Annotated in this window: 16 protein-coding genes, 2 tRNA genes and 3 rRNA genes; 13 read left to right on the forward strand and 8 right to left on the reverse strand. The window is 57.6% G+C overall.

Going from position 1 to position 24951, the window contains the following annotated elements; all coding sequences use genetic code 11:
- Positions 1–168: 168 nt before the first annotated feature.
- Positions 169–1044, forward strand: a complete 876-nt coding sequence (locus tag H3L91_RS04245; protein ID WP_040658783.1) for an SPFH domain-containing protein — start codon at positions 169–171, stop codon at positions 1042–1044.
- A 369-nt stretch (positions 1045–1413) separates the two neighbouring features.
- Here H3L91_RS04245 and H3L91_RS04250 read toward each other — a convergent pair whose 3' ends face one another.
- Positions 1414–1932, reverse strand: coding sequence for a MarR family winged helix-turn-helix transcriptional regulator (locus H3L91_RS04250; RefSeq protein WP_007342308.1), 519 nt, complete (start codon positions 1930–1932; stop codon positions 1414–1416).
- A gap of 102 nt (positions 1933–2034) precedes the next feature.
- Between H3L91_RS04250 and H3L91_RS04255 the strand changes: the two genes are divergently transcribed.
- The 5 genes from H3L91_RS04255 to H3L91_RS04275 all read left to right on the forward strand — a co-directional run bounded on the left by H3L91_RS04255 (position 2035) and on the right by H3L91_RS04275 (position 8153).
- Positions 2035–2697, forward strand: a complete 663-nt coding sequence (locus tag H3L91_RS04255; RefSeq protein ID WP_040658785.1) for an NAD(P)H-dependent oxidoreductase — start codon at positions 2035–2037, stop codon at positions 2695–2697.
- 96 nt (positions 2698–2793) lie between these two features.
- Positions 2794–3645: an EamA family transporter gene (locus H3L91_RS04260; protein ID WP_007342310.1), complete on the forward strand. Its 852-nt coding sequence runs from the start codon at positions 2794–2796 to the stop codon at positions 3643–3645.
- A 232-nt stretch (positions 3646–3877) separates the two neighbouring features.
- Positions 3878–4447, forward strand: a complete 570-nt coding sequence (locus H3L91_RS04265) for a hypothetical protein (protein ID WP_007342312.1) — start codon at positions 3878–3880, stop codon at positions 4445–4447.
- A gap of 227 nt (positions 4448–4674) precedes the next feature.
- A complete protein-coding gene (gene radA / locus H3L91_RS04270) occupies positions 4675–6057 on the forward strand; it encodes a DNA repair protein RadA (protein ID WP_007342314.1) in 1383 nt (460 codons plus the stop codon).
- A 371-nt stretch (positions 6058–6428) separates the two neighbouring features.
- Positions 6429–8153, forward strand: a complete 1725-nt coding sequence (locus H3L91_RS04275) for a hypothetical protein (RefSeq protein ID WP_007342316.1) — start codon at positions 6429–6431, stop codon at positions 8151–8153.
- A gap of 281 nt (positions 8154–8434) precedes the next feature.
- Here the strand turns inward: H3L91_RS04275 and H3L91_RS04280 are convergent, their stop codons facing one another.
- Together H3L91_RS04280 and H3L91_RS04285 are read right to left on the reverse strand one after the other, a co-directional pair.
- Positions 8435–9157, reverse strand: a complete 723-nt coding sequence (locus tag H3L91_RS04280) for an SDR family oxidoreductase (protein ID WP_007342318.1) — start codon at positions 9155–9157, stop codon at positions 8435–8437.
- Between the two features lie 140 nt (positions 9158–9297).
- The gene (locus H3L91_RS04285; RefSeq protein WP_007342319.1) at positions 9298–10446 is read right to left on the reverse strand and encodes a polyamine ABC transporter substrate-binding protein; all 1149 of its coding nucleotides are present in this window, start codon (positions 10444–10446) and stop codon (positions 9298–9300) included.
- Between the two features lie 244 nt (positions 10447–10690).
- Between H3L91_RS04285 and H3L91_RS04290 the strand changes: the two genes are divergently transcribed.
- Positions 10691–11206 (forward strand): RNA pyrophosphohydrolase, encoded by a 516-nt coding sequence (locus tag H3L91_RS04290; RefSeq protein ID WP_040658788.1) that lies wholly within the window; start codon positions 10691–10693, stop codon positions 11204–11206.
- A 379-nt stretch (positions 11207–11585) separates the two neighbouring features.
- On the opposite strand, the gene H3L91_RS04295 is transcribed toward H3L91_RS04290, so the two are convergent.
- The 4 genes from H3L91_RS04295 to H3L91_RS04310 all read right to left on the reverse strand — a co-directional run bounded on the left by H3L91_RS04295 (position 11586) and on the right by H3L91_RS04310 (position 16958).
- Positions 11586–13415 (reverse strand): lytic transglycosylase domain-containing protein, encoded by a 1830-nt coding sequence (locus H3L91_RS04295; RefSeq protein ID WP_040659423.1) that lies wholly within the window; start codon positions 13413–13415, stop codon positions 11586–11588.
- 484 nt (positions 13416–13899) lie between these two features.
- Positions 13900–15324: a sodium:proton antiporter gene (locus tag H3L91_RS04300; RefSeq protein WP_007342324.1), complete on the reverse strand. Its 1425-nt coding sequence runs from the start codon at positions 15322–15324 to the stop codon at positions 13900–13902.
- Between the two features lie 355 nt (positions 15325–15679).
- Complete coding sequence (gene thrB, locus H3L91_RS04305) at positions 15680–16609, reverse strand: homoserine kinase (RefSeq protein WP_007342326.1); 930 nt, start codon at positions 16607–16609, stop codon at positions 15680–15682.
- A 115-nt stretch (positions 16610–16724) separates the two neighbouring features.
- Complete coding sequence (locus tag H3L91_RS04310; RefSeq protein ID WP_182109881.1) at positions 16725–16958, reverse strand: hypothetical protein; 234 nt, start codon at positions 16956–16958, stop codon at positions 16725–16727.
- Positions 16959–17012: 54 nt separating this feature from the next.
- On the opposite strand from H3L91_RS04310, the gene H3L91_RS04315 reads away from it, so the two are divergent.
- From H3L91_RS04315 to H3L91_RS04340, 6 genes are all read left to right on the forward strand, one after another.
- Positions 17013–18553, forward strand: a 16S ribosomal RNA gene (locus H3L91_RS04315).
- 56 nt (positions 18554–18609) lie between these two features.
- Positions 18610–18686, forward strand: a tRNA-Ile gene (locus H3L91_RS04320).
- 10 nt (positions 18687–18696) lie between these two features.
- Positions 18697–18772, forward strand: a tRNA-Ala gene (locus tag H3L91_RS04325).
- A 360-nt stretch (positions 18773–19132) separates the two neighbouring features.
- Positions 19133–22017 (forward strand): 23S ribosomal RNA (locus H3L91_RS04330).
- A gap of 132 nt (positions 22018–22149) precedes the next feature.
- Positions 22150–22262 (forward strand): 5S ribosomal RNA (gene rrf / locus H3L91_RS04335).
- Together the 16S, 23S and 5S rRNA genes with 2 tRNA genes alongside form the textbook arrangement of a ribosomal RNA operon.
- Positions 22263–22437: 175 nt before the next feature.
- The gene (locus H3L91_RS04340; protein WP_007343959.1) at positions 22438–22764 is read left to right on the forward strand and encodes a ComEA family DNA-binding protein; all 327 of its coding nucleotides are present in this window, start codon (positions 22438–22440) and stop codon (positions 22762–22764) included.
- Between the two features lie 275 nt (positions 22765–23039).
- Here H3L91_RS04340 and typA read toward each other — a convergent pair whose 3' ends face one another.
- The gene (typA, locus tag H3L91_RS04345; RefSeq protein WP_182109883.1) at positions 23040–24851 is read right to left on the reverse strand and encodes a translational GTPase TypA; all 1812 of its coding nucleotides are present in this window, start codon (positions 24849–24851) and stop codon (positions 23040–23042) included.
- Positions 24852–24951 lie beyond the last annotated feature (100 nt).

The following is a 24951-nucleotide window of genomic DNA, read 5'->3' on the forward strand; positions in this document are numbered from 1 at the left end:
CTGCGCGGGAATGACGGTGCTTGGGGAACACGAAGGTTTGCAAAGGTTTCAGCTTGCCCCATCCTTGCGTCCGGTATGCTTTTCGCGTCGCAGAAGCCCGCAAACTCGCTTTCAGACGGCCTTACCCTTACAATTAGGCCGTCTGAAAACCGTCCGCAGGAAAACACCATGAAAACCCCCGCCCCCAACCCTACGCCGAACGCGCCCGCCGTCAAATCCCGCAAAGCCTTCTGGCTCGGTGCAGCAGCCCTTGCCGCCCTGCTGCTGCTCGCCCTGTTCCACCCCTTCACCCGCATCGACACCGGTCAAATCGGCGTGGTGCGCACCTTCAACGGCAAAATCGCCGACCAGCCCGCCGCCGTCGGCTGGCACACCACCTTCACCAGCCGCATCGACAAATACACCGTCAAAGAAATCCCCGTGCAGCTGCAAGATTTGCGCCCCACCACCAAAGAAAACATCTCCCTGCGCGACTTGGATTTTGAAATCCAATACTCCGTCAACCCCATGAAAACGCCGATGATTGCCGCCAAATATTCCAATATGAACGGCTACGAGCAAAACAGCGGCATCTACATCCCCGCCTACATGTTGGTGGAAAAACAGGCAAAATCCGTGTCCGCCGACGCCGTCTCCCGCTTTGAAGCCCTCGCCATCAACGCCAAGCGCAACGAGCTGGAAAACATCATCCGCACCAACCTGCAAAAGGACCTGGACGCCAACGACCCCGACACCTTCACCGTCAGCCGCGTAACCATCTCCAACCTGCTGCCCGACGAAAAAATCCAAGAATCCATCCGCATGATTGCCGACTCGGAAAACCGCAAACAGGTTGCCATCAACAAGCTGGAAATCGCCAAAACCGAAGCCGAAGAAAACCGCGTGCGCTCGCAGTCGCTGGACGACAAAATCCTCGCCGAAAAAACGCTGGAAGCCCTGATTAAAATGGGCGAAAAAGGCAATGTGGTCGTCGTGCCGCTGGACTTCAAAGGCACGATTATGACCGGAACAGGCGGCAGCCATGCGCCCGCGCATCCAAAATAGGCGGGGCAGATTGTAGGGGTCTCGACCCACCGCGTTGTCATCGGAATGGTGGGTCGAGACCCACCCTACAAAGGCTTTAAAATCCGTCATTTCCGCGCAGGCGGGAATCTTGGCTGGCTGCGGCAATCTGTTGTTTTTCCAAACCTTACCGAGCATCAAACCAGATTCCCGCCTGCGCGGGAATGACGGTGGCAGGGAAACACAAGCATGTAGGTCGGGCATTTATGCCCGACAAACCACCGGCCACAGAAAAACGTCGGGCATAAATGCCCGGCCTGCGGCAACGGTTCGCAGGCACGCTCGCGGTGGGTGCGGAAACCTGTTTTTCAGACGGCCTCAAAGCAGCCTGAAAAGCCGTTGCGGCGGTTTTCAGGCTGCTTTTGCGTTTGATTCTTCCAACGCCCCCAGCCACGCTTTCAGCCCGTTTTCAAGCTGTTGCCGCGTGTCGGGGTCGAGTTTTGCCAGCAGGCGTTTTTCGTTTTCAACGTGCGGGACGACGGCGGTTTCAATCAGGGTTTTGCCGTTTTCGGTGAGGCGCACCAGCATACTGCGTGCGTCCTGCGGGTTGGGCAGGCGTTCGATAAATCCTTGTGTTTCCAAGTTTTTCAGGCGCGTGGTCATGGTGCCCGAGCTGACCATCAGCGCACAGTACAGTTCGGTGGGCGTGAGCGTGTAGGGTGCGCCGCTGCGGCGCAGGGTGGTGAGTACGTCAAAGCCGCCGCCGCCCAGCCCGTGCGCGGCGAATACGCTGTCCAACTCGCGCGAAACCAGCGCAGCGCAGCGTTTCAGCCGACCGATTAAAGCCATGTTTTCCGATTCCAAATCAGGCAGTTCTGCCTGCCATTGGGCGACGATGGTGTCGATTGTGTCGGTGTGCGGTGTGTCCATATTTATGTTCTCCAAACATTTGCCGCGTTATTTTATCTTGACGACGAGATAACCTGCAATTATGATTTGTCTCGCATTCAAGATAAATCATTGGAGTTTCCCATGCTTGCTGACAAACAAACCGTTCTCGACGCTTTTCATTTGCGCCATGCCTGCAAAAAATACGACCCGTCCAAAAAAATCAGCCGCGCTGATTTTGATTTCATTCTGGAAACCGCGCGGCTTTCACCCAGCTCGTTCGGGCTGGAACCCTGGCGTTTCCTTGTGATTCAAAACCCCGCGCTGCGCAAAGAACTGCGCGGCATCGCGTCGGGCGCGGCGGAAAAACTCGACGCATGCAGCCATTTTGTGATTCTGCTCTCGCGCAAACAGGCGGCTTTGCAGGCGGACTACCGCAGCAGAATGTGGGGCGCGGTGCAGGGAATGCCTGCCGAAGCCGTTGAAATGTGCGAGGCGTTTTTCCAAAATTTTGCCGAACACGATTTCAGGCTCAACGAAAGCCCGCGTGCGTTTGACGATTGGGCGGCAAAACAAACCTACATCGCGCTGGCGAATATGATGACCGCCGCCACGCTCATCGGCATCGATTCCACGCCGATGGAAGGCTTTGATATGGCGGCGGCCAACCGCCTGCTGGCGGAAAAAGGGCTGATGAATCCCGACGAATTTCAAGTTGCGGTCATGGCTGCATTCGGCTACCGCGCCGACGAACCGCGCGGCAAAACCCGCCTGTCTGCGGAAGAAATGATTGAATGGGTTGAGTAAACCCGCTTTCAGACGGCCTTTTACAGACAGCCTGAAACCGAAAAGGCCGTCTGAAATTATCAAAATAACGCCGAAACCGCATCAAGGAATCCGATCATGCCAAACCTCCGCACCCGCGACCTGCTCTTCACCGCGCCCGCCCCGCTGATTTGGGGCAGCACTTATCTCGTTACCACCGAATTTCTGCCGCCGAACCGCCCGTTTACCGCCGCGCTGCTGCGCGTTTTGCCCGCAGGTGTGCTGCTGCTGGCTTACACCCGCCGCCTGCCCGCGCGGGGCGAATGGGCGCGGCTGTTTCTGCTCGGTGTGCTCAATATCGGGCTGTTTCAGGCCATGCTGTTTGTGGCCGCCTACCGCCTGCCCGGCGGATTGGCGGCGGTGCTGAGTTCCACGCAGACGCTGATGATTTTGGTACTGACCGCGCTCATCGGCAAAACCATGCCGCCCAAAGCCGCATGGGCATGGGCGGCGGCGGGCGTAGCGGGCATCGCGCTGTTGGTGCTGTCTCCGCAGGCGCGGTTTGACGGCTGGGGTATCGCCGCCGCACTGCTGGGCGCGGCTTCGATGGCGTTTGGCGTGTATCTGTCGAAACACTGGCGGTTTTCTCTTCCACCATTGGCGTTTACAGGCTGGCAACTGCTGTTCGGCGGCTTGATCCTGCTGCCCGCCGCCCTCATGCTGGAAACCCCGCCTGACACGCTCACGGCGGCGAATATCGGCGGTTATCTCTATCTCTGCCTGTTTGGCGCGGTGTTGTCTTACGCGCTGTTTTTCCGAGGCATCGCCAAACTGCCGCCCGCCGTGGTTTCCTCGCTGGGCTTGTTAAGCCCCGTGTGCGCATTCGTGCTGGGCTGGCTGTTTCTCAATCAGGGCATGGACGCGAAATCGCTGGCAGGCTTCGCGCTGGCTCTGGCTTCGATTGTCGGGGTACAGCGGGCGGTGCGATAAGGCGGATTTCAGACGGCCTGAACATGGGTGGTGATTGGGCAGCCTGAAACGGTTTTCTGTCCTTTCAGGCTGCTTTTCAGACGGCCTCAAAGCAGCCTGAAAGATGCCAATCACAACGCGGCGGGTCGAGACACGCCGCACATTGCCTTAAAATCCGTCCAAAACAGGCAGCCTGAAAGCGAGTTTGCGCACTTCTGCTAAGCTGAAAACCAACCCGGCAAGGAAACCCCCCATGTCGCCCCAACTTCTCTCCGCCCTGATGTGCCTGACGGGTGCACTGTTTATTCTGGCCAATTTTTATATCCTGCTGGCTTTGCGGCGCGGCAAAGGCACTTCGTTCGCCCCATTCTTCGGCGCGCTTTTATGGTGCGCCGGCATAAGCGGCATCCAGAAGCAGCACGATATTTCCGATTATTGGTATGCCGCAGCCTTGCTGGACATCGGCATCTGGCTGCTGCCCGCAATGGTTTGGGCGCACTTGGACGACGCATGGCAGCATTCGTCTTTCCGATGCGTGGCGCAGTTTGTGCGCGATGATGGCGGTACACATTACTGCCTGTCTTTCTACCGCAACGGCGATGCGGTGCTGCTTTACCAAGAATCTGACCGGCGCGGCAGCCGCCTGTGGCATTGGGAACGGACGGGCAGGCAATGGCATATCAGCAGCCTGGATTGCAAAATCACCGCCGAACAGCAAGGCAGCCGCTTGGTTTTTGCCGACCATGCGGCGCAGCAGGACAATATGTTTCAACACATTATCGGGTTTGAATACATTATCGGGCAGACGTTTGTACAGAAATAGCTTTCAGGCTGCTTTTAGCTTCGCAGAAGCCCGTAAACGCACTTTCAGACGGCCTCAAAGCAGCCTGAAAGCGTAGGGTGGGTCTTGACCCACCATAACCGATGCCAATCACAACACGACGGGTCGAGACCCGTCCTGCATTGCTTTAAAATCCGTCCCGCCTGTTTCAGGCTGCTCCCACCCCCAAAAAGCAGTCTGAAAACCCCACCACACAAGGAACAATCAACATGGCAAAAGCCCCCAAAACCCTTTACCGCTGCACCGAATGCGGCGGCACCGTACCCAAATGGCAGGGCAAATGCCCGCATTGCGGCGAATGGAATACCCTGCAAGAAGACATCGCCGCGCCCGAGCCGAAAAACGCCCGTTTCCAATCGTGGGCGGCGGAGCGCACGCAGGTGCAGGAATTGTCGCAGGTAACCGCCGTGGAAGTGCCGCGCGAGGCAACGGGCATGGGCGAGCTGGACCGAGTGCTCGGCGGCGGGCTGGTGGACGGCGCGGTCATTCTGCTGGGCGGCGACCCCGGCATCGGCAAGTCCACGCTGCTGTTGCAAACCATTGCTTTGATGGCGAAAAAACGCAAAGTGCTGTATGTGTCGGGCGAGGAATCGGCGCAGCAGGTCGCCCTGCGCGCGCAGCGGCTGGGGCTGAACGCCGAGGGCGTGAACCTGCTGGCGGAAATCCGTTTGGAGGCGGTTCAGGCTGCCTTAAAGCAGCACGTGCCGAGCGTGGTGGTCATCGACTCCATTCAAACCATGTATTCCGACCAAATCACCTCCGCGCCCGGCAGCGTGTCGCAGGTGCGCGAGTGCGCCGCGCAGTTCACCCGCATCGCCAAACAGATGGGCATCGCTATGATTTTCGTCGGACACGTTACCAAAGACGGCGCCATCGCCGGCCCGCGCGTGCTGGAACACATGGTGGACACCGTACTGTATTTTGAGGGCGACCAGCATTCCAACTACCGCATGATACGTGCCATCAAAAACCGCTTCGGCGCGGCAAACGAGCTGGGCGTGTTCGCCATGACCGAAACGGGCTTGAAAGGCGTGTCCAACCCGTCCGCCATTTTTCTAGCGAGCTACCGCGACGACGTGGCAGGCTCGTGCGTGCTGGTAACGCAGGAGGGTAGCCGCCCACTTTTGGTGGAAATTCAATCCCTTGTGGACGACGCGCACGGCTTCACGCCCAAACGCCTCACCGTGGGCTTGGAGCAAAACCGCCTCGCCATGCTGCTGGCGGTGCTCAACCGCCACGCGGGCATCGCCTGCTTTGACCAAGACGTGTTCCTCAACGCGGTGGGCGGCGTGAAAATCGGCGAGCCTGCGGCGGACTTGGCGGTGATACTGGCGATGCTGTCCAGTTTCCGCAACAAACCGCTGCCTGAAAAAATGGTCGCTTTCGGCGAGATTGGTCTCAGCGGCGAAGTGCGCCCCGTGGCACGTGGGCAGGAACGGCTGAAAGAAGCGGAAAAACTGGGCTTCAAACGCGCCATCGTGCCGAAAGCCAACCTGCCGCGCAATAAAAAAGAGTTTCCGAATTTGGAGATTTTCGGGGTGGAGCGGTTGCAGGAGGCGGTGCAGTTGGCGAGGGATTTGGCGGAGGGGTAGGGTCTGTTGGCAATCAACGTGTTGGCGGCTTGTACGCCCTAAAACGGTATCTGCCGCGTTGCAAATCCTCGCCTATGGACGGCATAGGCGAGTATTCCCGCCTTGCATCTGCCGTTTGATGACGCAAAATCCGCTGCAAAAGTTGAATGCCAACAAACCCCGGGCCGTCTGAAAACGATGGAGGCCGTCTGAAAGCGCAGCTTCGGCGCAGCCAAAATCATTTTTCAGACGGCCTTTTGACAGGCGTTCGCTATGGTACGCCTATTTCATAATATATTAATTATTATATGTTTAACGGAAGGCTAATTGTTTATTTTAATATTCCGAGCTGTTATTATCGCGTCAGCAAAAAACCAACAAGGAAAACTAAAGTGGACAAGCAAACCGCCGCTAAGCAAACCAATCTGATCTCCTATCCCGTACGCAGTGAAATCAACCAAATCGAGCCGCGCCTTGATATTTTCTGGCAGGATCAGCTGGCGGCGGTTTTCGCCGCGCTCACGTCCGAGGAGCGCGCCCAAGTTACCGCGCAGCTTCTTGCGCCGAAAGAAATCTTTTGGGATGAAACTTCTGGAAAATTTGTTTACCGTCCCGCCGAAGCATCGGGCGGCCTTACCGATGGAATACAGAGCATGCCGCAGCATTTGGCCGCACTGCTGCGTTTTTTGCAAGACATCCTGTTTACGCTCAAAGAGTTGGAAGACGCGGGAAAAATTGCCGAGCTGCTGGAAAACGCGCTCGATAAAATCCAGGCCGTGCAAACCGATAACAAGCCCGACTGGCAGCGGGCGAAGCAGCGGCTGTACAGCAATTTCATCTGCGCCGCCGCCGCCGTCATCCGCGACAAAACCGACTGGGTCATTCCCGAAAACCGCCGCAATCTCAACTTTCCCGTCATCAAAACCTTTATTAACGAAGTTTTCCTGAAACAACGCCTGCTCGGCCACCTGTTCCGCACCCTGCGCAACCGCCAGTTGGCCGAAATGCCGCATCCGCTGCTCAACACCTTCCTGCGTGAAGAGCAACGGGTGCGCCAGCTGGAAATCGTCCGCGCCTCCAAATACCTGTTTGCCATCGCGCCCACTGTGGAAAGCGGGCTCAACCCGTTCAATCTGCGCCGCTTTTTACAGGAAGACGCACTCTATTCCGAAGACCAGTTTCTGCTTAACGGCACCGCCGTCAATACCGCGCTGCTGGCTAACGGCGACGAGGGCATTCAAACCCGCTTCAAACAACAGGTTGCCGCCATCATCACCATCGAAGGCACGGTCAGCCGCGTCATCATCGATTTGATGGAAAATTTGGAAAAATACCACGAAGACCAATTGTTTCCGCTGCTGTTCCAGCCGCTTGATGCCAATATGGCATTGGAAAAAGCCATCGCCGCCCGCTTGCAGGAATACGAAAGCCTGATGGAGGAAAACATTTTCCAGCCGTTCAAAGCCATCGTCCGCCGCGCCGCCAATCAGGACGAACTCAACTATCTGCAAGTCGGCATGCGCCAGCTCTTCGGCAGCATCATCAGCGTATTCAAAGACTTCCAAACCCTTCCCGCCGTGCGCGGCAGCGAGGCCGCCGAAATATTCCTCGGCGGGCTGGTGGCCTATGCCGCCTTTTTGGAAAAACGACGCGAAGATGTGTTCATGCGCATGGACGACGACGAATGGCAATCCGCCTGCCTGCGGGCGGAACAAGTGGCCGCCGAGTTTAAAGAATTGGGCGCGGAAAGCCTGCCCGAATACCGCCGGCTGGGGCGGCAGGCGGAAGAAACCGCCGCCAAAATCAAAGAACATCCGTCCTTTTTCGACAAGCTGTTTAAAAGAAACGAAAAAAACGCCGAAAAACTGGCCGAAACCAAACAGAAAATGCGTAAAACCGCCAGCACCGTCCACGACAAACTGTACCGCTTCGCCAACGAACACCCGCAGCAGATTGTCAACCTCGAACTGGAAGCCCTGCCCACCACATCCGTGGGTTTTCACCGCTACGCCCTGCCTGCGGGGGAAAACGGCCTGACCAAACTCCCCCTGCCGATCGGCTTGGAAGAGTCGAGAGCCAAATTTGATTTGGAACGTTTCGTGCGCCAGTTTGCCTAAGCGGTTTTCAAATCTGCTGCAACAACGCAAAAGGCCGTCTGAAAACGTGGAAACACGGTTTCAGACGGCCTGTTTCCTGTTTCACCCGTGCCGAAGCAAAGGTAGGGTGTGTCGCCCCGAGGCGACGCACGCGTTCTATGCCGCGCAAGACATCCGCGCTTTCCCCAAAAAACCGAAACCGCGTGCGTGGCTTGTGCCACACACCCTACTTCAATAGCAGAGGCCGTCTGAAAAAACCGCAAAACAGGTTTTTTCAGACGGCCTCTTGGCGTTTATTTACGTTACAGGTAAACGGTTTCGCCGTTGCGCCCCCGGCTTTCACGGCTGAGCCAGTAGATGAAGTCGGGCATGATTTCGTCGATGTCGCGGCGTTCACTTTTGGACTCGCCCGGGTGGGTTTGTTCGCGCTGGGGGGAGTTGACCGCGCCGGGGATGAGGAGGTTGGCGCGCAGGTGCTCGAAGCGGCTCCATTCGTCGGCGATGCTGCCGGCGAAGTAGGCGAGGGCGGCTTTGGATGCGCCGAAGCCCCCCCAATAAGCCTGCGGTTTGGCGGCGTGGCTTTCGCCGACGAAGATGATGGAGGCATCTTCCGACTGCATCAGCATGGGCAGGAAGGCGCGGGTCAGCCCCATCGCGCCGACGGTGTTGATGCGGTACTGTTTCACCCAGGCGGCAACGGTTTGGCAGTCGAGCGGGGTGAGGGCGGTGAAGCAGTTTGCGCTGTGGACGATGCCGTCGAGGCGGCCGCCGGTGGCTTCGGCGATGGTGGCGGCGAGCTGGCCGAATTCGTTTTCTTCGGCGGTGAGCAGGTCGAAGCAGACGGCGTAGGGTTCGGGCGAGCCGGCGGCGGTGATTTCGTCGTACACTTTTTCCATGCGCTTTTGGCGGCGGGCGACGAGGATGACGGTTGCGCCTTCGGCGGCGCAGTGGCGGGCGGCGGCCGCGCCGATGCCTTGTGATGCGCCGGTGATGAGGATGGTTTTGCCGTTGAGTCTGCCGGTCATGTTTTGCTCCTTGCTGTCGGGTTGTGGGGCTGCTGGCAATCGGCTGCAAAATCCGAATGTCAAAAGCCCCGGTCGGAGGCCGTCTGAAAGCTGCGTTCGGCGTTTTTCAGACGGCCTGATGCTGTGTTTTGCGTTTTGCCTTACGCGCCGCTGCCCGCTTTAAGCCGCTGCCAGAGGCGGGTTTGCAGTTTCACCGTGTCGCGCGATTTGGGCAGGACGACGAAACTTTTTTCCAGCACGTCTTGGCCGGGGAACACGGAGGGTTCGGCGGCGAGGGTTTTGTCCATCAGGGGGCGGGCGGCGGGCACGGAGGGGGCGTAGCGCACGAAGCCGCCGTTTTTCGCCGCGATGTCGGGGCGCAGGGCGTAGTTGATGTATTTGTGGGCGTTGGCGGCGTTGGCCGCACCGATGGGTATCATAAAGGAATCGACCCACAGCCCCACGCCGCTTTTGGGGGCGAGCACGCGCAGTTTCACGCCGTTGCCCGCCTCGGCGGCGCGGGTTTTGGCGATGTTCAGGTCGCCGCCGTAGCCGATGGCGGCGCAGAGGTTGCCTGCGGCCAGATCGTCGATGTAGCCGGAGGAGGTGAAGCGTTTGATGTCGGGGCGCACTTTGGCCATCAGCGCGTTGGCCGCTTCGATGTCGGCGGGGTTTTCGCTGTTGGGGTTGAGGCCGAGGTAGTTCAGGGCGAGCGGGTATTGTTCGGTGGGGCTGTCGAAATAGCTGATGCCGCAGTGTTTGAGTTTGGCGGTGTATTCGGGATTGAAGACCAAATCCCATTCGTTGTCGGGCAGTTTGTCCGTGCCAAGCGCGGCCTGCACTTGGGCGGTGTTGATAGCGAGGGTGTTGATGCCCCAGAAATAGGGCACGGCGTATTGGTTGCCGGGATCGACTGCGGCCATTTGTTTTAGCAGGGCGGGGTCGATGTTTTTATAGTTCGGAATCAGGCTTTTGTCGATTTTTTGGTATGCGCCGGCGCGGATTTGGCGGCCGGCGTTGGAGAGCGAGGGCGCGACGAGGTCGTAGCCCGAATGGCCGGTGAGCAGGCGGGCTTCGAGGGCTTCGTTGCTGTCGTAGTAGTCGTAGCGCACTTTGATTTTTTCCGCGCGGGCAAAGGCGGCGACGGTTTCGGGATCGACGTAGTCCGACCAGTTGAAGATATTGAGTTCGGCGGTGGCGGGCAGACGCTGTTGCCGCGCGCCCGCCGCGCCCGCACTATCGGCGGAATCCTGCGCGCCGCAGGCGGCCAGAAGGCACAGCAGCGCGCTTGTCAGCAGGTTTTTTTTCATGTGTGTGTTCCTTGTGTTTTAGAAAAAACGGTTATCGGGTTTGTGCCGCGCATTAAACGGCAAAACGCCCGCGCCGCGCAAGATTCGGCGGCGGTTTTACAAACGTTTTTTAACAAATGCGACACAGCCCGGGGCGCGGCACGGATGCCCGAATGCTGCCGTTTTGCGCGGGGCGGGCTTTCTTTTCAGACGGCCTGTAATATGGGAAAATCGCCCGATTGTAAAAATCAGCGAGGGCGAAACCATGTTGGACAGAGAAGGCTACCGCCCCAATGTCGGCATCATCCTGACCAACCGGCACAACCAGGTGTTTTGGGGCAAGCGCGTGCGCGAGCATTCCTGGCAGTTTCCGCAGGGCGGCATCAAGCCCGGCGAAAGCCCGGAAACCGCGATGTATCGCGAGCTTCTGGAAGAAGTCGGCCTGCTGCCGCACCACGTGAAAATCATCGGCCGCACGCGCGACTGGCTGCGCTACGACGTGCCCGACGGCTGGGTGCGGCGCGAATGGCGCGGGTCGTACAAGGGGCAGAAACAGATTTGGTATCTGCTGCGCCTCGTCGGCCGTGAAAGCGACGTGCACCTGCGCGCCACCAGCCACCCGGAATTCGACGGCTGGCGTTGGCACGACTATTGGGCACCGATAGACGAAGTGATCGAATTCAAACGCGGTGTATACCAGGGCGCGCTTTCCGAGCTGTCGCGCTTCTTGAAAAACCTGGAAACGCGCGAGGCATTCCTGCTGCGCCGCACGGCGGAGTAGGGCGGGACACACGCCGTTATGCCGTTTTGAGGCCGTCTGAAAAACTTGGAAACGGGTTTTTCAGACGGCCTTTTTGCCGCGTGCGGGTTTGTGTTTGCGCAAAACCGTTGTCGCGGTGCAAACCGCGTGCGCGGCTTGCGCCACACAGCCTGCCTTGGCGGTGGAAATCCGTTGTCCGCCGCACCCGTGCCGAATTGTCCGTGGGTGCCGCCGTGGGGCGACGCACGCGGTTTCTGCCGTTTGAAGAACATCTGAAAACAACCACTGCATCCCCGAAACCGCGTGTGTGGCAGAACCACAGACCCTACGCGGCGGTAAAGAGGCCGTCTGAAAATCATGTTTCCATGTTTTCAGACGGCCTCTGTTGCGTGCCGGCGGCCTATTTGGCGGGGATGGTGCCCATGCGGCGTTTGAGGGGGGTGTGGCGGCCGGAGAGGGCGGTGTAGTAGGCGGTGTTGGCCATAACTTTTTTGACGTAGTCGCGGGTTTCGTCGAAGGGGATGGTTTCGGCGTAAATCGCGGCTTCGAGGGGGGTGGCGGCCTGCCATTGGCGGGCGCGGCCGGGGCCGGCGTTGTAGCCGGCGGCGGCGAGGACTTCGCTGTTTTGCAGGCGGCGTCGGGCGTCGGCCAGATACCAGGTGCCCATGCGGATGTTGCCGTCGTCGGTGTGGAGTTCGCCGCTGTCCATGCCGGTTTTGCGGGCGATTTCGCGGGCGGTGGCGGGCATGACCTGCATGAGACCCTGCGCGCCGACGCCGGACTGCGCGCCGGTTACGAAGCGGCTTTCTTGTCGGATGAGGCCGTATACCCAGGCGGGGTCGATGCCGTTGGCTTGGGCGTGGGCGGCAACGGATTCGCGGTAGGGGGTGATGTAGCGCAGGTTGAAGTTGTGTTTCTGCGTGGTGTTGTCGGCGGAGTGGACGGCCATTTCGTAGAAGCGTTTGTCGTAGGCGAGGCGGGCGGCGGCGAGGAGGGTGTCGTCGTTGAAGCCGCGTGTGGCGTAACGCCATTCGGCCTGGGCGGCGCGGCGCATGGCTTTGTTGCCGCCGGAGGCGTGGAAGAGGATGAGGGCGCGGTTGATGGCGCCGTCGCGTTCGAGGGCGCGCAGGTCGGCGGCGGCGGGTTCGGCGGCTGTGTTGCGGGTGTCGGGACGGCCGCCGAGTTCTTCGGCGGCGAGGACGGCGTAGAAGTTGCGGCTGCTGGCGGCAGCCTGGCGGTAGAGCCCTGCGGCTTGGGTTTTATTGCCTTGGGCTTCGAGGCTGCGGCCGAGCCAGTAGAGCCATGCGGGGCTTTGTTGCAGGTTTTGCGGCATGTTTCGGATGACGGTGGCCAGCAGCGGCCAGTTTTGCTGGCGCAGGGCGGCGCGGGCGTACCATTCAGCCTGTTCGTCGGTGAGTTGTTGGGGGTTGGCGCGGGCGTAGGCGTCGAGGGCGGCGGCGTAGTTTTGGTTTTTGGCCTGCTGGCGGCCGAGCACGCCCCAGGCGAAGGCGGTCTGGTCGGCGGTGAGGGCGGGTTCGAGGGCGGCGAGGCGGGCGGCTGCGGCGTCGGGGTTTTTGAGGGCGGCCGCGCCGATGACGCTGCGCAGTTGGTTTTCCTGCGCGCCTTGGCCGCTGCCGCCGTCAAGCGGGCTGCCGAGGGCGGCGGCGAGGCGGGCGGCGTCGGTGGTTTGGTTGGCGGCGATGAGGCCGCGCACGCGCCGCCAGGCGTCGGCGGGGTTGAGGCGGCCTTGGGCGGCCTGGGTTTCGAGGAGGGTGTTGCAGCCTTGGGGCAGGCGGGCGGTGTCGCGGACGAGTTCGGCGGAGAGGCCGGTGTCGCCGAGGGTTTCGGCGTAGCAGCGGACTTCTTTGCTGCGGCCTTCGGGGGCGAGACGGGCGTATTCGTTTTGGAAGGTTTGCCAGTTGCCGCGTTTGGCGAGGCTTTTGAGCCATTCGTTGCGCACGGCTTCGCCCATTGCGCTGTCGTTTTGGCTGTTGAGGAATTGGGCGGGCTGGATGTCGTCGCCGTTTTTGGCGGCTTGCAGAACGCTGTCGTAGCGGGCGTAGTCGTCGAGGGTCTGCATCATGCTTTCGCTGCCGCGCACGCTGGGGAGGCGGAATTGGGAGGTGTCGGCGGGGCGGTTTGCGCCGCTGTTGACTGGTTCGACGGTTTGTTCGGCGGTGCAGGCGGCAAGGAGGAGGGCGGCTGCGAGGGCGGGGCGGAGGGCTTTCACGGCGGGGCTTTCTGCGGGTTTGTTTGGTTTGGGGACTGCGCTTTCAGACGGCCTGTTTGTTTTTGTTTGCGGCTGTTTGGAAAGGGGTTGTTTGTGTGTGGCGGCGGCTGCGCCGGAATGGTGTTTTAACTTCGTTGCAGCTGTGTTTTCAGACGGCCTGTCCGGTGTTTCAGGCCGTCTGAAAAACGGGGGGATGATAACAGTTTTGCGTCTGCCGCCCAAACGGGCGGGGCGGGTTTTACATTGGCAGAGGCTGTCGCCGCCTGTGCTGGGATGGTGTTTCTGAAAACAGGTTTCGGCTTTGTTGAGGCTGTGTTTTCAGACGGCGTTTTTGCCGTGTACGGGTTTGTGTACGCGAAACTGTTGTTGCGGTGCAAACCGCGTGCGCGGCTTGCACCGCACACTCTGCCTTAAATGGCAGAGGCCGTCTGAAAAGTGCAAAACACGGTTTTCAGACGGCCTCTGCTTTATCTGTATGCTGCGTTTAGAAAATCTGCCACACGAAGAAGACGAGGGTATGCAGGATGAAGAGGGGGATGAGGATGCCGAACGACCAGGCCATGTAGCCGAAGAAGGCGGGCATGGGGACTTTGCGCTGTTCGGCGATGGCTTTGACCATGAAGTTGGGGGCGTTACCGATGTAGCTGAGCGCGCCCATGAAGACGGAGCCCATGGAGACGGCCAGGAGGGTGTGGAAGAGGTGGCCGTTCATGAGGACGTGGGGGTCGCCGCCGGCGAGGTTGAAGAAGACGAGGTAGGTGGGGGCGTTGTCGAGGAAGGCGGACAACATGCCGGACATCCAGAAATACATGGTGTTGACGGGGTTGCCCGCGCTGTCGTGGACGAGGGCGACGAGGCCGGCCATCGCGCCGTGTTCACCGGCTTTGAGGATGGCGAGGACGGGGGCGATGGTGATGAAGATGCCGAGGAAGAGTTTGCCGACTTCGGTGATGGGATCCCAGTTGAACTCGTTGCCGGTGCGGACTTGTTTGGGGGTAATTTTCAGGGAAATCAGGGTGATGGCGAGCAGGAGGCCGTCGCGCACGAGGTTTTGCAGTTCGTAGTGGCTGCCGAGGATGTCGAAGGAGACGCCGGGTTTCCAGATGCCGGAGAGCAGCACGGCACCGACGATGGCGGCCAGGAGGAAGAAGTTGCGTTTGCCGTGGATTTTCAATGCGCTGTCGGGGCTGGGGTCGCGCGGCAGGATTTCGTCTTCGAGGGCGTAGTAGTGGCGGTCGATGAAGTAGAACAGGGTGAGCAGCACGGTCGCGCTGATGAGGACGGGCGGCAGCATGTGCTCCACCGTCCAGCCGAAGTCCACGCCTTTCAGGAAGCCGAGGAAGAGGGGAGGGTCGCCCAGCGGGGTGAGGCCGCCGCCGATGTTGGCGACGAGGAAGATGAAGAAGACGACGCTGTGGACGCGGTGTTTGCGGTTGTCGTTGGCTTTGAGCAGCGGGCGGATCATGAGCATGGCCGCGCCGGTGGTGCCCATGACCGAGGCCAAGAGCGTGCCGATGGCGAGGATGGCGGTGTTGGTTTTCGGCGAGCCGTGCAGGTTGCCCCACACGAGGATGCCGCCGGAGACGGTATATAAGGCCAGCAGCAGCAGGATGAAGGGGATGTATTCTTCCACCAGGGCGTGGACGACGGTGCCGACGCCCGCGCCGAAGCCGTAAACGAGGGTGAAGGGGATGAGGAACAGCAGTGTCCACATGGCGGTGATTTTGCCGAAGTGGTGGTGCCAGATGTGGGCGAAAAAGAGCGGGCCGGTGGCGATGGAGAGTAGGATGAGGACGAAGGGTATGCCCCAAAACAGGCTGAGCTGCGCGCCGTCGGGCGTGGCGGCAAGGGCGGCGGCGGGGGCGCAGAGGAGGGCGGGAAAGAGCAGTTGGCGCATTTTGACGTGCATTTGATGTTCCTTTTTTATTCTGATGGGGTTGGCGGCCTGCCTTATCCGTATCCGTCTTTCAGAAACGCCATCCCTGCGTTTATGCTCCGAAGGAGTGCAGGAGGGGACGGCCTTTCGTGTTTTCAGACGGCCTTTAAGCCGTGCAAACGGGTGCGGATAATGGAAAACCGTTTTGATTGTAACGGAAAACGGCACAGGGCGGAATGCGCGGGTGGGCGGAGGTTTTCAGACGGCCTGCCGTTTTTATCGGGAAAACGGCGTTCGCCGGACGGGAAACGCGCACGCCGCAGGGTGGTACTTTTAACATTTGTATATTTGGGCATTCGGCGGCAGAGGCCGTCTGAAAAGAAGAGCGTTAAGGTCGAGTTTGCCTGAAAGAAAGCAGCAAATTGCGGAAGGCGTTGGGGTCTTTGATAAAGGTCATTTCGCCCTCCTGCGGGAAGTGGAAATCCAGCAGGCGGGAAACCCAGAAGCGGACGCAGGCGGCACGCTGCGCGGTGGGAAAATAAGCGCGTTCGACGGCGGACGGCACTCGGACGCTTTCATAACCGCGCATAAAAGCAGCGGCGCGTTCTGCATCCAACAGATTGTCGGCGGTACGCGCCCAGTCGTTCACGGCGATGGCGAGGTCGTACATAAAACAGCCGTCGCAGGCGTAATAGAAGTCGATAAAGCCGGCCACCGCGCTGCCGTCGAGCAATACGTTGTCTTTAAAAAGGTCGGCATGGATGATGCCGCGCGGCAGGCCGGTGTCGGGGTGGGTGTCCAAATAGGCGATTTCGTCGGCCAGCAGCTTCGCGTCGTCTCCGTCCAAAACGGGAAACAGCTTTTGCGCCGATTCGTGCCACCAGCGGACATGGCGCGGATTTTCCATGTGCATGGGGAAACTTTGTCCGTCAAGGTGCATTTTCGCCAGCATCGCGCCGGTGTTGAAACACTGTTCCGTCGTCGGGCAGCCGGTGTCCGCGCCGCTCAGGCAGGTAACCAGACAGGCGGGTTTGCCCGCCAATACCGAATCGAAACGCCCGTCGCGCCGCGCAACCGGAGCGGGGCAGGCTACTCCGTTGCTGCTGAGGTGCTGTTTCAGCAACAGGAAAAACGGCAGCTCCTCCTGCCGCAGCACTTCAAAAAGCGTCAGCACATAACGGCCGGAGGTGGTGTCGAGAAAATAATTGCTGTTGGTAACGCCCTGCGCAATGCCCGTCAGCGAAACAAACGAGCCCAAATCATAGTCGGCAAGGAAGATGCGCATTTCGTCGTCGGAAACGCTGGTGTAAACAGACATAGTTCGCGCCTATTCTATTTTGGAGATTTAATCTAAGGGTGTGCCGCAAAACGGCGCATCATATCAAAATAACAATAGGCTGGATATGCGGCGCAAAGGCTTTTCAGACGGCCTCTTAAAGCCTTTCACCTGCCTTTGCCCGTTTTTTCCAAAACAAAATTTCCTTTTCTGCCAAGGCAATGCCGTTTTCCCCCGAAATATCCCCGCTGCAAGGCTTGACCTGAAATTCCCGTTCCCGTATAGTTCGCGTCTTCGCTGCTTCGGCGGCACAGTTCTTTAACAAAACGATTACCGATAAGTGTGGGTGCGCGAGCCCCGCACTGCGACAAAAACAGACAGAGACAAACATTTGTTTCCTGTCGGTTTCTTTGAAGCGGACCAGAAGTTGAATAAGTTAGAGATTGAACATAAGAGTTTGATCCTGGCTCAGATTGAACGCTGGCGGCATGCTTTACACATGCAAGTCGGACGGCAGCACAGAGAAGCTTGCTTCTTGGGTGGCGAGTGGCGAACGGGTGAGTAACGCATCGGAACGTACCGAGTAATGGGGGATAACTGTCCGAAAGGACAGCTAATACCGCATACGCCCTGAGGGGGAAAGCGGGGGATCTTAGGACCTCGCGTTATTCGAGCGGCCGATGTCTGATTAGCTGGTTGGCGGGGTAAAGGCCCACCAAGGCGACGATCAGTAGCGGGTCTGAGAGGATGATCCGCCACACTGGGACTGAGACACGGCCCAGACTCCTACGGGAGGCAGCAGTGGGGAATTTTGGACAATGGGCGCAAGCCTGATCCAGCCATGCCGCGTGTCTGAAGAAGGCCTTCGGGTTGTAAAGGACTTTTGTCAGGGAAGAAAAGGGGCATGTTAATACCGTGCTCTGATGACGGTACCTGAAGAATAAGCACCGGCTAACTACGTGCCAGCAGCCGCGGTAATACGTAGGGTGCGAGCGTTAATCGGAATTACTGGGCGTAAAGCGGGCGCAGACGGTTACTTAAGCGGGATGTGAAATCCCCGGGCTCAACCCGGGAACTGCGTTCCGAACTGGGTGGCTAGAGTGTGTCAGAGGGGGGTAGAATTCCACGTGTAGCAGTGAAATGCGTAGAGATGTGGAGGAATACCGATGGCGAAGGCAGCCCCCTGGGATAACACTGACGTTCATGCCCGAAAGCGTGGGTAGCAAACAGGATTAGATACCCTGGTAGTCCACGCCCTAAACGATGTCGATTAGCTGTTGGGGCACTTGATGCCTTAGTAGCGTAGCTAACGCGTGAAATCGACCGCCTGGGGAGTACGGTCGCAAGATTAAAACTCAAAGGAATTGACGGGGACCCGCACAAGCGGTGGATGATGTGGATTAATTCGATGCAACGCGAAGAACCTTACCTGGTCTTGACATGTACGGAACCTTCCAGAGACGGAAGGGTGCCTTCGGGAGCCGTAACACAGGTGCTGCATGGCTGTCGTCAGCTCGTGTCGTGAGATGTTGGGTTAAGTCCCGCAACGAGCGCAACCCTTGTCATTAGTTGCCATCATTTGGTTGGGCACTCTAATGAGACTGCCGGTGACAAACCGGAGGAAGGTGGGGATGACGTCAAGTCCTCATGGCCCTTATGACCAGGGCTTCACACGTCATACAATGGTCGGTACAGAGGGTAGCCAAGCCGCGAGGCGGAGCCAATCCCAGAAAACCGATCGTAGTCCGGATTGCACTCTGCAACTCGAGTGCATGAAGTCGGAATCGCTAGTAATCGCAGGTCAGCATACTGCGGTGAATACGTTCCCGGGTCTTGTACACACCGCCCGTCACACCATGGGAGTGGGGGATACCAGAAGCAGGTAGGCTAACCGCAAGGGGGCCGCTTGCCACGGTATGCTTCATGACTGGGGTGAAGTCGTAACAAGGTAGCCGTAGGGGAACCTGCGGCTGGATCACCTCCTTTCTAGAGAAAAGGGCTTGGCACCCACACTTATCGGTAATCGGACAGAGCGTTACAAAGGGTTTGTAGCTCAGGTGGTTAGAGCACACGCTTGATAAGCGTGGGGTCGTAGGTTCAAGTCCTACCAGACCCACCAGCGAACATCCGGGGGCATAGCTCAGTTGGTAGAGCACCTGCTTTGCAAGCAGGGGGTCATCGGTTCGATCCCGTTTGCCTCCACCAAGATTTTCAAATTAAAGCGAATTAAACAGAAAGCAAATTGTTGGAAAGTAAAACATACCGGCAATTTGCAAGAGAAACATTCTAAATAGTTTATTTTAATTTGCGAATCAAAACGCATCGATCTTTAACAAATTGGAAAGCCGAAATCAACAAACAAAGACACTGAGGTTTTATCAGAACTACCAAACAGTTCGAAATAAAGCCCAGTAATTTGGGTGATGATTGTATCGACTTAATCCCGAGACACAAAAGGCGGGATTAAGACACAACAAGCAGTAAGCTTTATCAAAGTAGAGGCCTTAAGGTGCCAAGCTAGTCAACGGCAAAGTACCGAAGTCAGAAAGGTACTTCAAATGATAGAGTCAAGTGAATAAGTGCATCAGGTGGATGCCTTGGCGATGATAGGCGACGAAGGACGTGTAAGCCTGCGAAAAGCATCGGGGAGCTGGCAATAAAGCTATGATCCGGTGATGTCCGAATGGGGAAACCCACCTCTTAGGAGGTATCCTTGTCCGAATACATAGGGCAAGAGAAGCGAACCCGGAGAACTGAACCATCTAAGTACCCGGAGGAAAAGAAATCAACCGAGATTCCGCAAGTAGTGGCGAGCGAACGCGGAGGAGCCTGTATACGATAGCCGAACTGTTAGAAGAAAGAATTGGAAACTTCTGCCATAGCGGGTGATAGCCCCGTATTCGAAAACAGATTGGTGGTACTAGGTATACGACAAGTAGGGCGGGACACGTGAAATCCTGTCTGAAGATGGGGGGACCATCCTCCAAGGCTAAATACTCATCATCGACCGATAGTGAACCAGTACCGTGAGGGAAAGGCGAAAAGAACCCCGGGAGGGGAGTGAAATAGAACCTGAAACCTGATGCATACAAACAGTGGGAGCGGAATAATTCCGTGACTGCGTACCTTTTGTATAATGGGTCAACGACTTACATTCAGTAGCGAGCTTAACCGGATAGGGGAGGCGCAGGGAAACCGAGTCTTAATAGGGCGATCAGTTGCTGGGTGTAGACCCGAAACCGAGTGATCTATCCATGGCCAGGATGAAGGTGCCGTAACAGGTACTGGAGGTCCGAACCCACGCATGTTGCAAAATGCGGGGATGAGCTGTGGATAGGGGTGAAAGGCTAAACAAACTCGGAGATAGCTGGTTCTCCCCGAAAACTATTTAGGTAGTGCCTCGAGCTAGACACTGATGGGGGTAAAGCACTGTTATGGCTAGGGGGTCATTGCGACTTACCAACCCATGGCAAACTAAGAATACCATCAAGTGGTTCCTCGGGAGACAGACAGCGGGTGCTAACGTCCGTTGTCAAGAGGGAAACAACCCAGACCGCCGGCTAAGGTCCCAAATGACAGATTAAGTGGTAAACGAAGTGGGAAGGCCCAGACAGCCAGGATGTTGGCTTAGAAGCAGCCATCATTTAAAGAAAGCGTAATAGCTCACTGGTCGAGTCGTCCTGCGCGGAAGATGTAACGGGGCTCAAATCTGTAACCGAAGCCGCGGATGCCGCAAGGCATGGTAGGGGAGCGTTCTGTAGGCCTGAGAAGGTGTATCGTAAGGTATGCTGGAGGTATCAGAAGTGCGAATGTTGACATGAGTAGCGATAAAGCGGGTGAAAAGCCCGCTCGCCGAAAGCCCAAGGTTTCCTACGCAACGTTCATCGGCGTAGGGTGAGTCGGCCCCTAAGGCGAGGCAGAAATGCGTAGTCGATGGGAAACGGGTTAATATTCCCGTACTTTGATTCAATGCGATGTGGGGACGGAGAAGGTTAGGTCAGCAAACTGTTGGAATAGTTTGTTCAAGCCGGTAGGTGGAAGACTCAGGCAAATCCGGGTCTTCATAACACCGAGAAGTGATAACGAGCATCTACGGATGCGAAGTGACCGATACCACGCTTCCAGGAAAAGCCACTAAGCTTCAGTTGGATCAGAACCGTACCGCAAACCGACACAGGTGGGCAGGATGAGAATTCTAAGGCGCTTGAGAGAACTCGGGAGAAGGAACTCGGCAAATTGATACCGTAACTTCGGGAGAAGGTATGCCCTCTAATGTGAAAGACTTGCTCTGTAAGCATAGGAGGGTCGCAGAGAATCGGTGGCTGCGACTGTTTATTAAAAACACAGCACTCTGCTAACACGAAAGTGGACGTATAGGGTGTGACGCCTGCCCGGTGCTGGAAGGTTAATTGAAGATGTGAGAGCATCGGATCGAAGCCCCAGTAAACGGCGGCCGTAACTATAACGGTCCTAAGGTAGCGAAATTCCTTGTCGGGTAAGTTCCGACCCGCACGAATGGCGTAACGATGGCCACACTGTCTCCTCCCGAGACTCAGCGAAGTTGAAGTGGTTGTGAAGATGCAATCTACCCGCTGCTAGACGGAAAGACCCCGTGAACCTTTACTGTAGCTTTGCATTGGACTTTGAAGTCACTTGTGTAGGATAGGTGGGAGGCTTGGAAGCAGAAACGCCAGTTTCTGCGGAGCCGTCCTTGAAATACCACCCTGGTGGCTTTGAGGTTCTAACCCAGACCCGTGATCCGGGTCGGGGACCGTGCATGGTAGGCAGTTTGACTGGGGCGGTCTCCTCCCAAAGAGTAACGGAGGAGTTCGAAGGTTACCTAGGTCCGGTCGGAAATCGGACTGATAGTGCAATGGCAAAAGGTAGCTTAACTGCGAGACCGACAAGTCGAGCAGGTGCGAAAGCAGGACATAGTGATCCGGTGGTTCTGTATGGAAGGGCCATCGCTCAACGGATAAAAGGTACTCCGGGGATAACAGGCTGATTCCGCCCAAGAGTCCATATCGACGGCGGAGTTTGGCACCTCGATGTCGGCTCATCACATCCTGGGGCTGTAGTCGGTCCCAAGGGTATGGCTGTTCGCCATTTAAAGTGGTACGTGAGCTGGGTTTAAAACGTCGTGAGACAGTTTGGTCCCTATCTGCAGTGGGCGTTGGAAGTTTGACGGGGGCTGCTCCTAGTACGAGAGGACCGGAGTGGACGAACCTCTGGTGTACCGGTTGTGACGCCAGTCGCATCGCCGGGTAGCTAAGTTCGGAAGAGATAAGCGCTGAAAGCATCTAAGCGCGAAACTCGCCTGAAGATGAGACTTCCCTGGGGATTTAATCCTCCTAAAGAGCCGTTCGAGACCAGGACGTTGATAGGCAGGGTGTGGAAGCGCGGTAACGCGTGAAGCTGACCTGTACTAATTGCTCGTGAGGCTTGACTCTATCATTTGAAGGACTTTGCTTCTTTGAAGATAATGCTTGCATAGGACTTGTTCCGATATGTTCATCACAGTTGATACGCCGCAAAAGACGGATGTCTTGCTGCGGCCGGCTTTGCCGATTTGACAGTTTCAGTCTGGCGGCCACAGCGGTTTGGTCCCACTCCTTCCCATCCCGAACAGGACAGTGAAACGAACCAGCGCCGATGATAGTGTGGATTCCCATGCGAAAGTAGGTCACTGCCAGACACCTATTGCAAACCCCGCCAAAGTGGCGGGGTTTTTGTTTGGCCGGAAAACGGATCTGTATCTCGGATGCCGTTGTACGGTATGTTGCGGCGTAACCGGCTTGCCTGTTATGTCATTCTTGATTATGATACCTGCTCTTTATATTTAATCCTTTATTTTTAACGGAAGGGACACTATGGATTTGAAGAAATCTTTGTTCGGCCTTTTGGCTTACGGTGTGGCGGCCTGGGTGGCGGCTGCGGTGAATATCAATACGGCGACGGCCGAAGAGCTCAAAGCGCTGCCGGGTATCGGCCAGGCGAAGGCGCAGGCGATTGTGGACTACCGTAAGGAGAACGGCGCGTTCAAGTCGGTGGACGATTTGAAGAAGGTCAAGGGTATCGGCGACGGTATCCTGGGCAAGCTGAAAGACCAGGCGACGGTCGGCGGTGCCGCCAATGCCAAACCGGTCAAACCGGCCGTGCCAACTACAGCCGCGCCCGCAGCAGCAGTGAAAAAGTAGGGCGCAAAACGGAGGATGCCCCGTCCGCAGACGGGTGGGGCTGCAAGACAAAGGCCGGCGGTATGCCGGCTTCGCTTTTGCCCGGTGCGGGCTTGTCCGCCTGCGGGCGGGTCGTGTCCTTCCCAGGCTTGCGGTACAATACAGGCCGTCTGAAACCGTGGAAAGACCGGTAGGTAAAAGGCCGTCTGTTTTGCAGACGGCCTTTCAGGTAAGCTGTTTCCAAAAAATACTGTTCGGATGCCGCTTTTATTCCCGTATGCGGACGCAGCACAGCTTTAATCCAGTTTTTTAAAATGGCGGCGGCGTTCCAGTTCACTCAGGTAGCGTTTGCGCAGGCGGATCGATTGGGGCGTGATTTCAACGAGTTCGTCATCGTCGATAAACTCAACCGCGCCTTCCAGCGTCAGCTTAATCGGCGTAGTCAGGCGCACGGCTTCATCGGTGCCGCTGGCGCGGATGTTGGTGAGTTTTTTACCTTTGAGCGGGTTGACCACCAAATCGTTGTCGCGGCTGTGGATGCCGATAATCATGCCTTCGTAGATTTTGTCGTTGGGCGATACGAACATACGGCCGCGGTCTTCCAGATTCCATAAGGCATAGGCGACGGCTTCGCCTTGCTCTTGGGAAATCAGTACGCCGTTGTGGCGGCCGGGCATATCGGGTTTCACAGGCGCGTAGTCGTCGAATACATGGCTCATCAGGCCGACGCCGCGCGTCAGGGTCATGAATTCGCCTTGGAAACCGATTAAGCCGCGCGCAGGAATATGGTATTCGAGGCGGGTACGGCCGTTGCCGTCGCTTTCCATATTAGTCAGTTCGCCGCGGCGGCGGCCGAGTTCTTCCATTACCGCGCCTTGGTTATCGTCGGGTACGTCAACGGTGAGGTTTTCATACGGCTCGCATTTTTGGCCGTCAATCTCGCGGAACACCACGCGCGGTTTGCCCACAGCCAGCTCGTAGCCTTCGCGACGCATGTTTTCCAGCAAAATGGTGAGGTGCAGCTCGCCGCGGCCGGACACGCGGAACACGTCGGCATCGGCGGTGTCTTCCACGCGCAGGGCGACGTTGGTGAGCAATTCTTTTTGCAGGCGGTCGCGGATTTGGCGGCTGGTTACAAACTTGCCTTCTGTGCCTGCCAGCGGGCTGGTGTTGACCATAAAGTCCATCGTCAGCGTCGGCTCGTCCACGCTCAACATCGGCAAGCCTTTGGGGTTTTCTTTGTCGGAAATGGTTACGCCGATACCGATGTCTTCAATACCGGAAATAATCACGATGTCGCCCGCCTCGGCTTCTTCCAGCGGCACGCGCTCCAAGCCTTTGAAGCCCAAAAGCTGGTTGATTCGGCCTTGCGCGACCTGCTGCTCGTGGTTCATCACGGCAACAACTTGGCCGGGTTTGATACGGCCGTTCAAAATGCGGCCGATACCGAGGCGGCCGGTGTAGTTGTCGTAGTCGAGTTGGGAAATTTGCAGTTGCAGCGTTTCGTCCGCGCTGCCGCTCGGTGCAGGCGTGTGTTTTAAGATGGTGTCGAACAGCGGACGCATGTCGTTGCTTTCGTCTTCTTCGTTGAGTTTGGCAAAGCCGGAGAGGCCGGAGGCGTACACAATGGGGAAATCGAGCTGCTCTTCGGTGGCGCCGAGGTTGTCGAACAAATCAAATGTCTGGTCGATTACCCAGCTGGCGCGGGCGGTGGGTTTGTCGATTTTGTTAATCACCACAATGGGTTTCAAGCCTAGCGCGAGGGCTTTTTTGGTAACGAAGCGGGTTTGCGGCATCGGGCCTTCCTGCGCGTCCACCAGCAGCACCACGCAGTCGACCATGCCCAATACGCGCTCCACTTCGCCGCCGAAGTCGGCGTGTCCCGGCGTATCGACGATGTTGATGTGGTAGCCCTCGTAATCGATGGCGGTGTTTTTGGCGAGAATGGTAATGCCGCGTTCTTTTTCGAGATCGTTGCTGTCCATCACGCGCTCGTCTACCTGCTGGTTGGCGCGGAAGGTGCCGGACTGGCGCAGAAGCTGGTCGACCAGCGTGGTTTTGCCGTGGTCGACGTGGGCGATGATGGCGATGTTGCGGATTTGTTTCATGATTTTATTTGCTATCTGGATTCGGAAAACTGCGCATTATAGCACCGTGGCGCAGAGCGGGCGGACTTTTGCCGTGTTGCGGGAATGGCGGGGTTATTAA

This window comes from Neisseria bacilliformis (assembly GCF_014055025.1).
GTDB classification, from domain to species: domain Bacteria; phylum Pseudomonadota; class Gammaproteobacteria; order Burkholderiales; family Neisseriaceae; genus Neisseria; species Neisseria bacilliformis.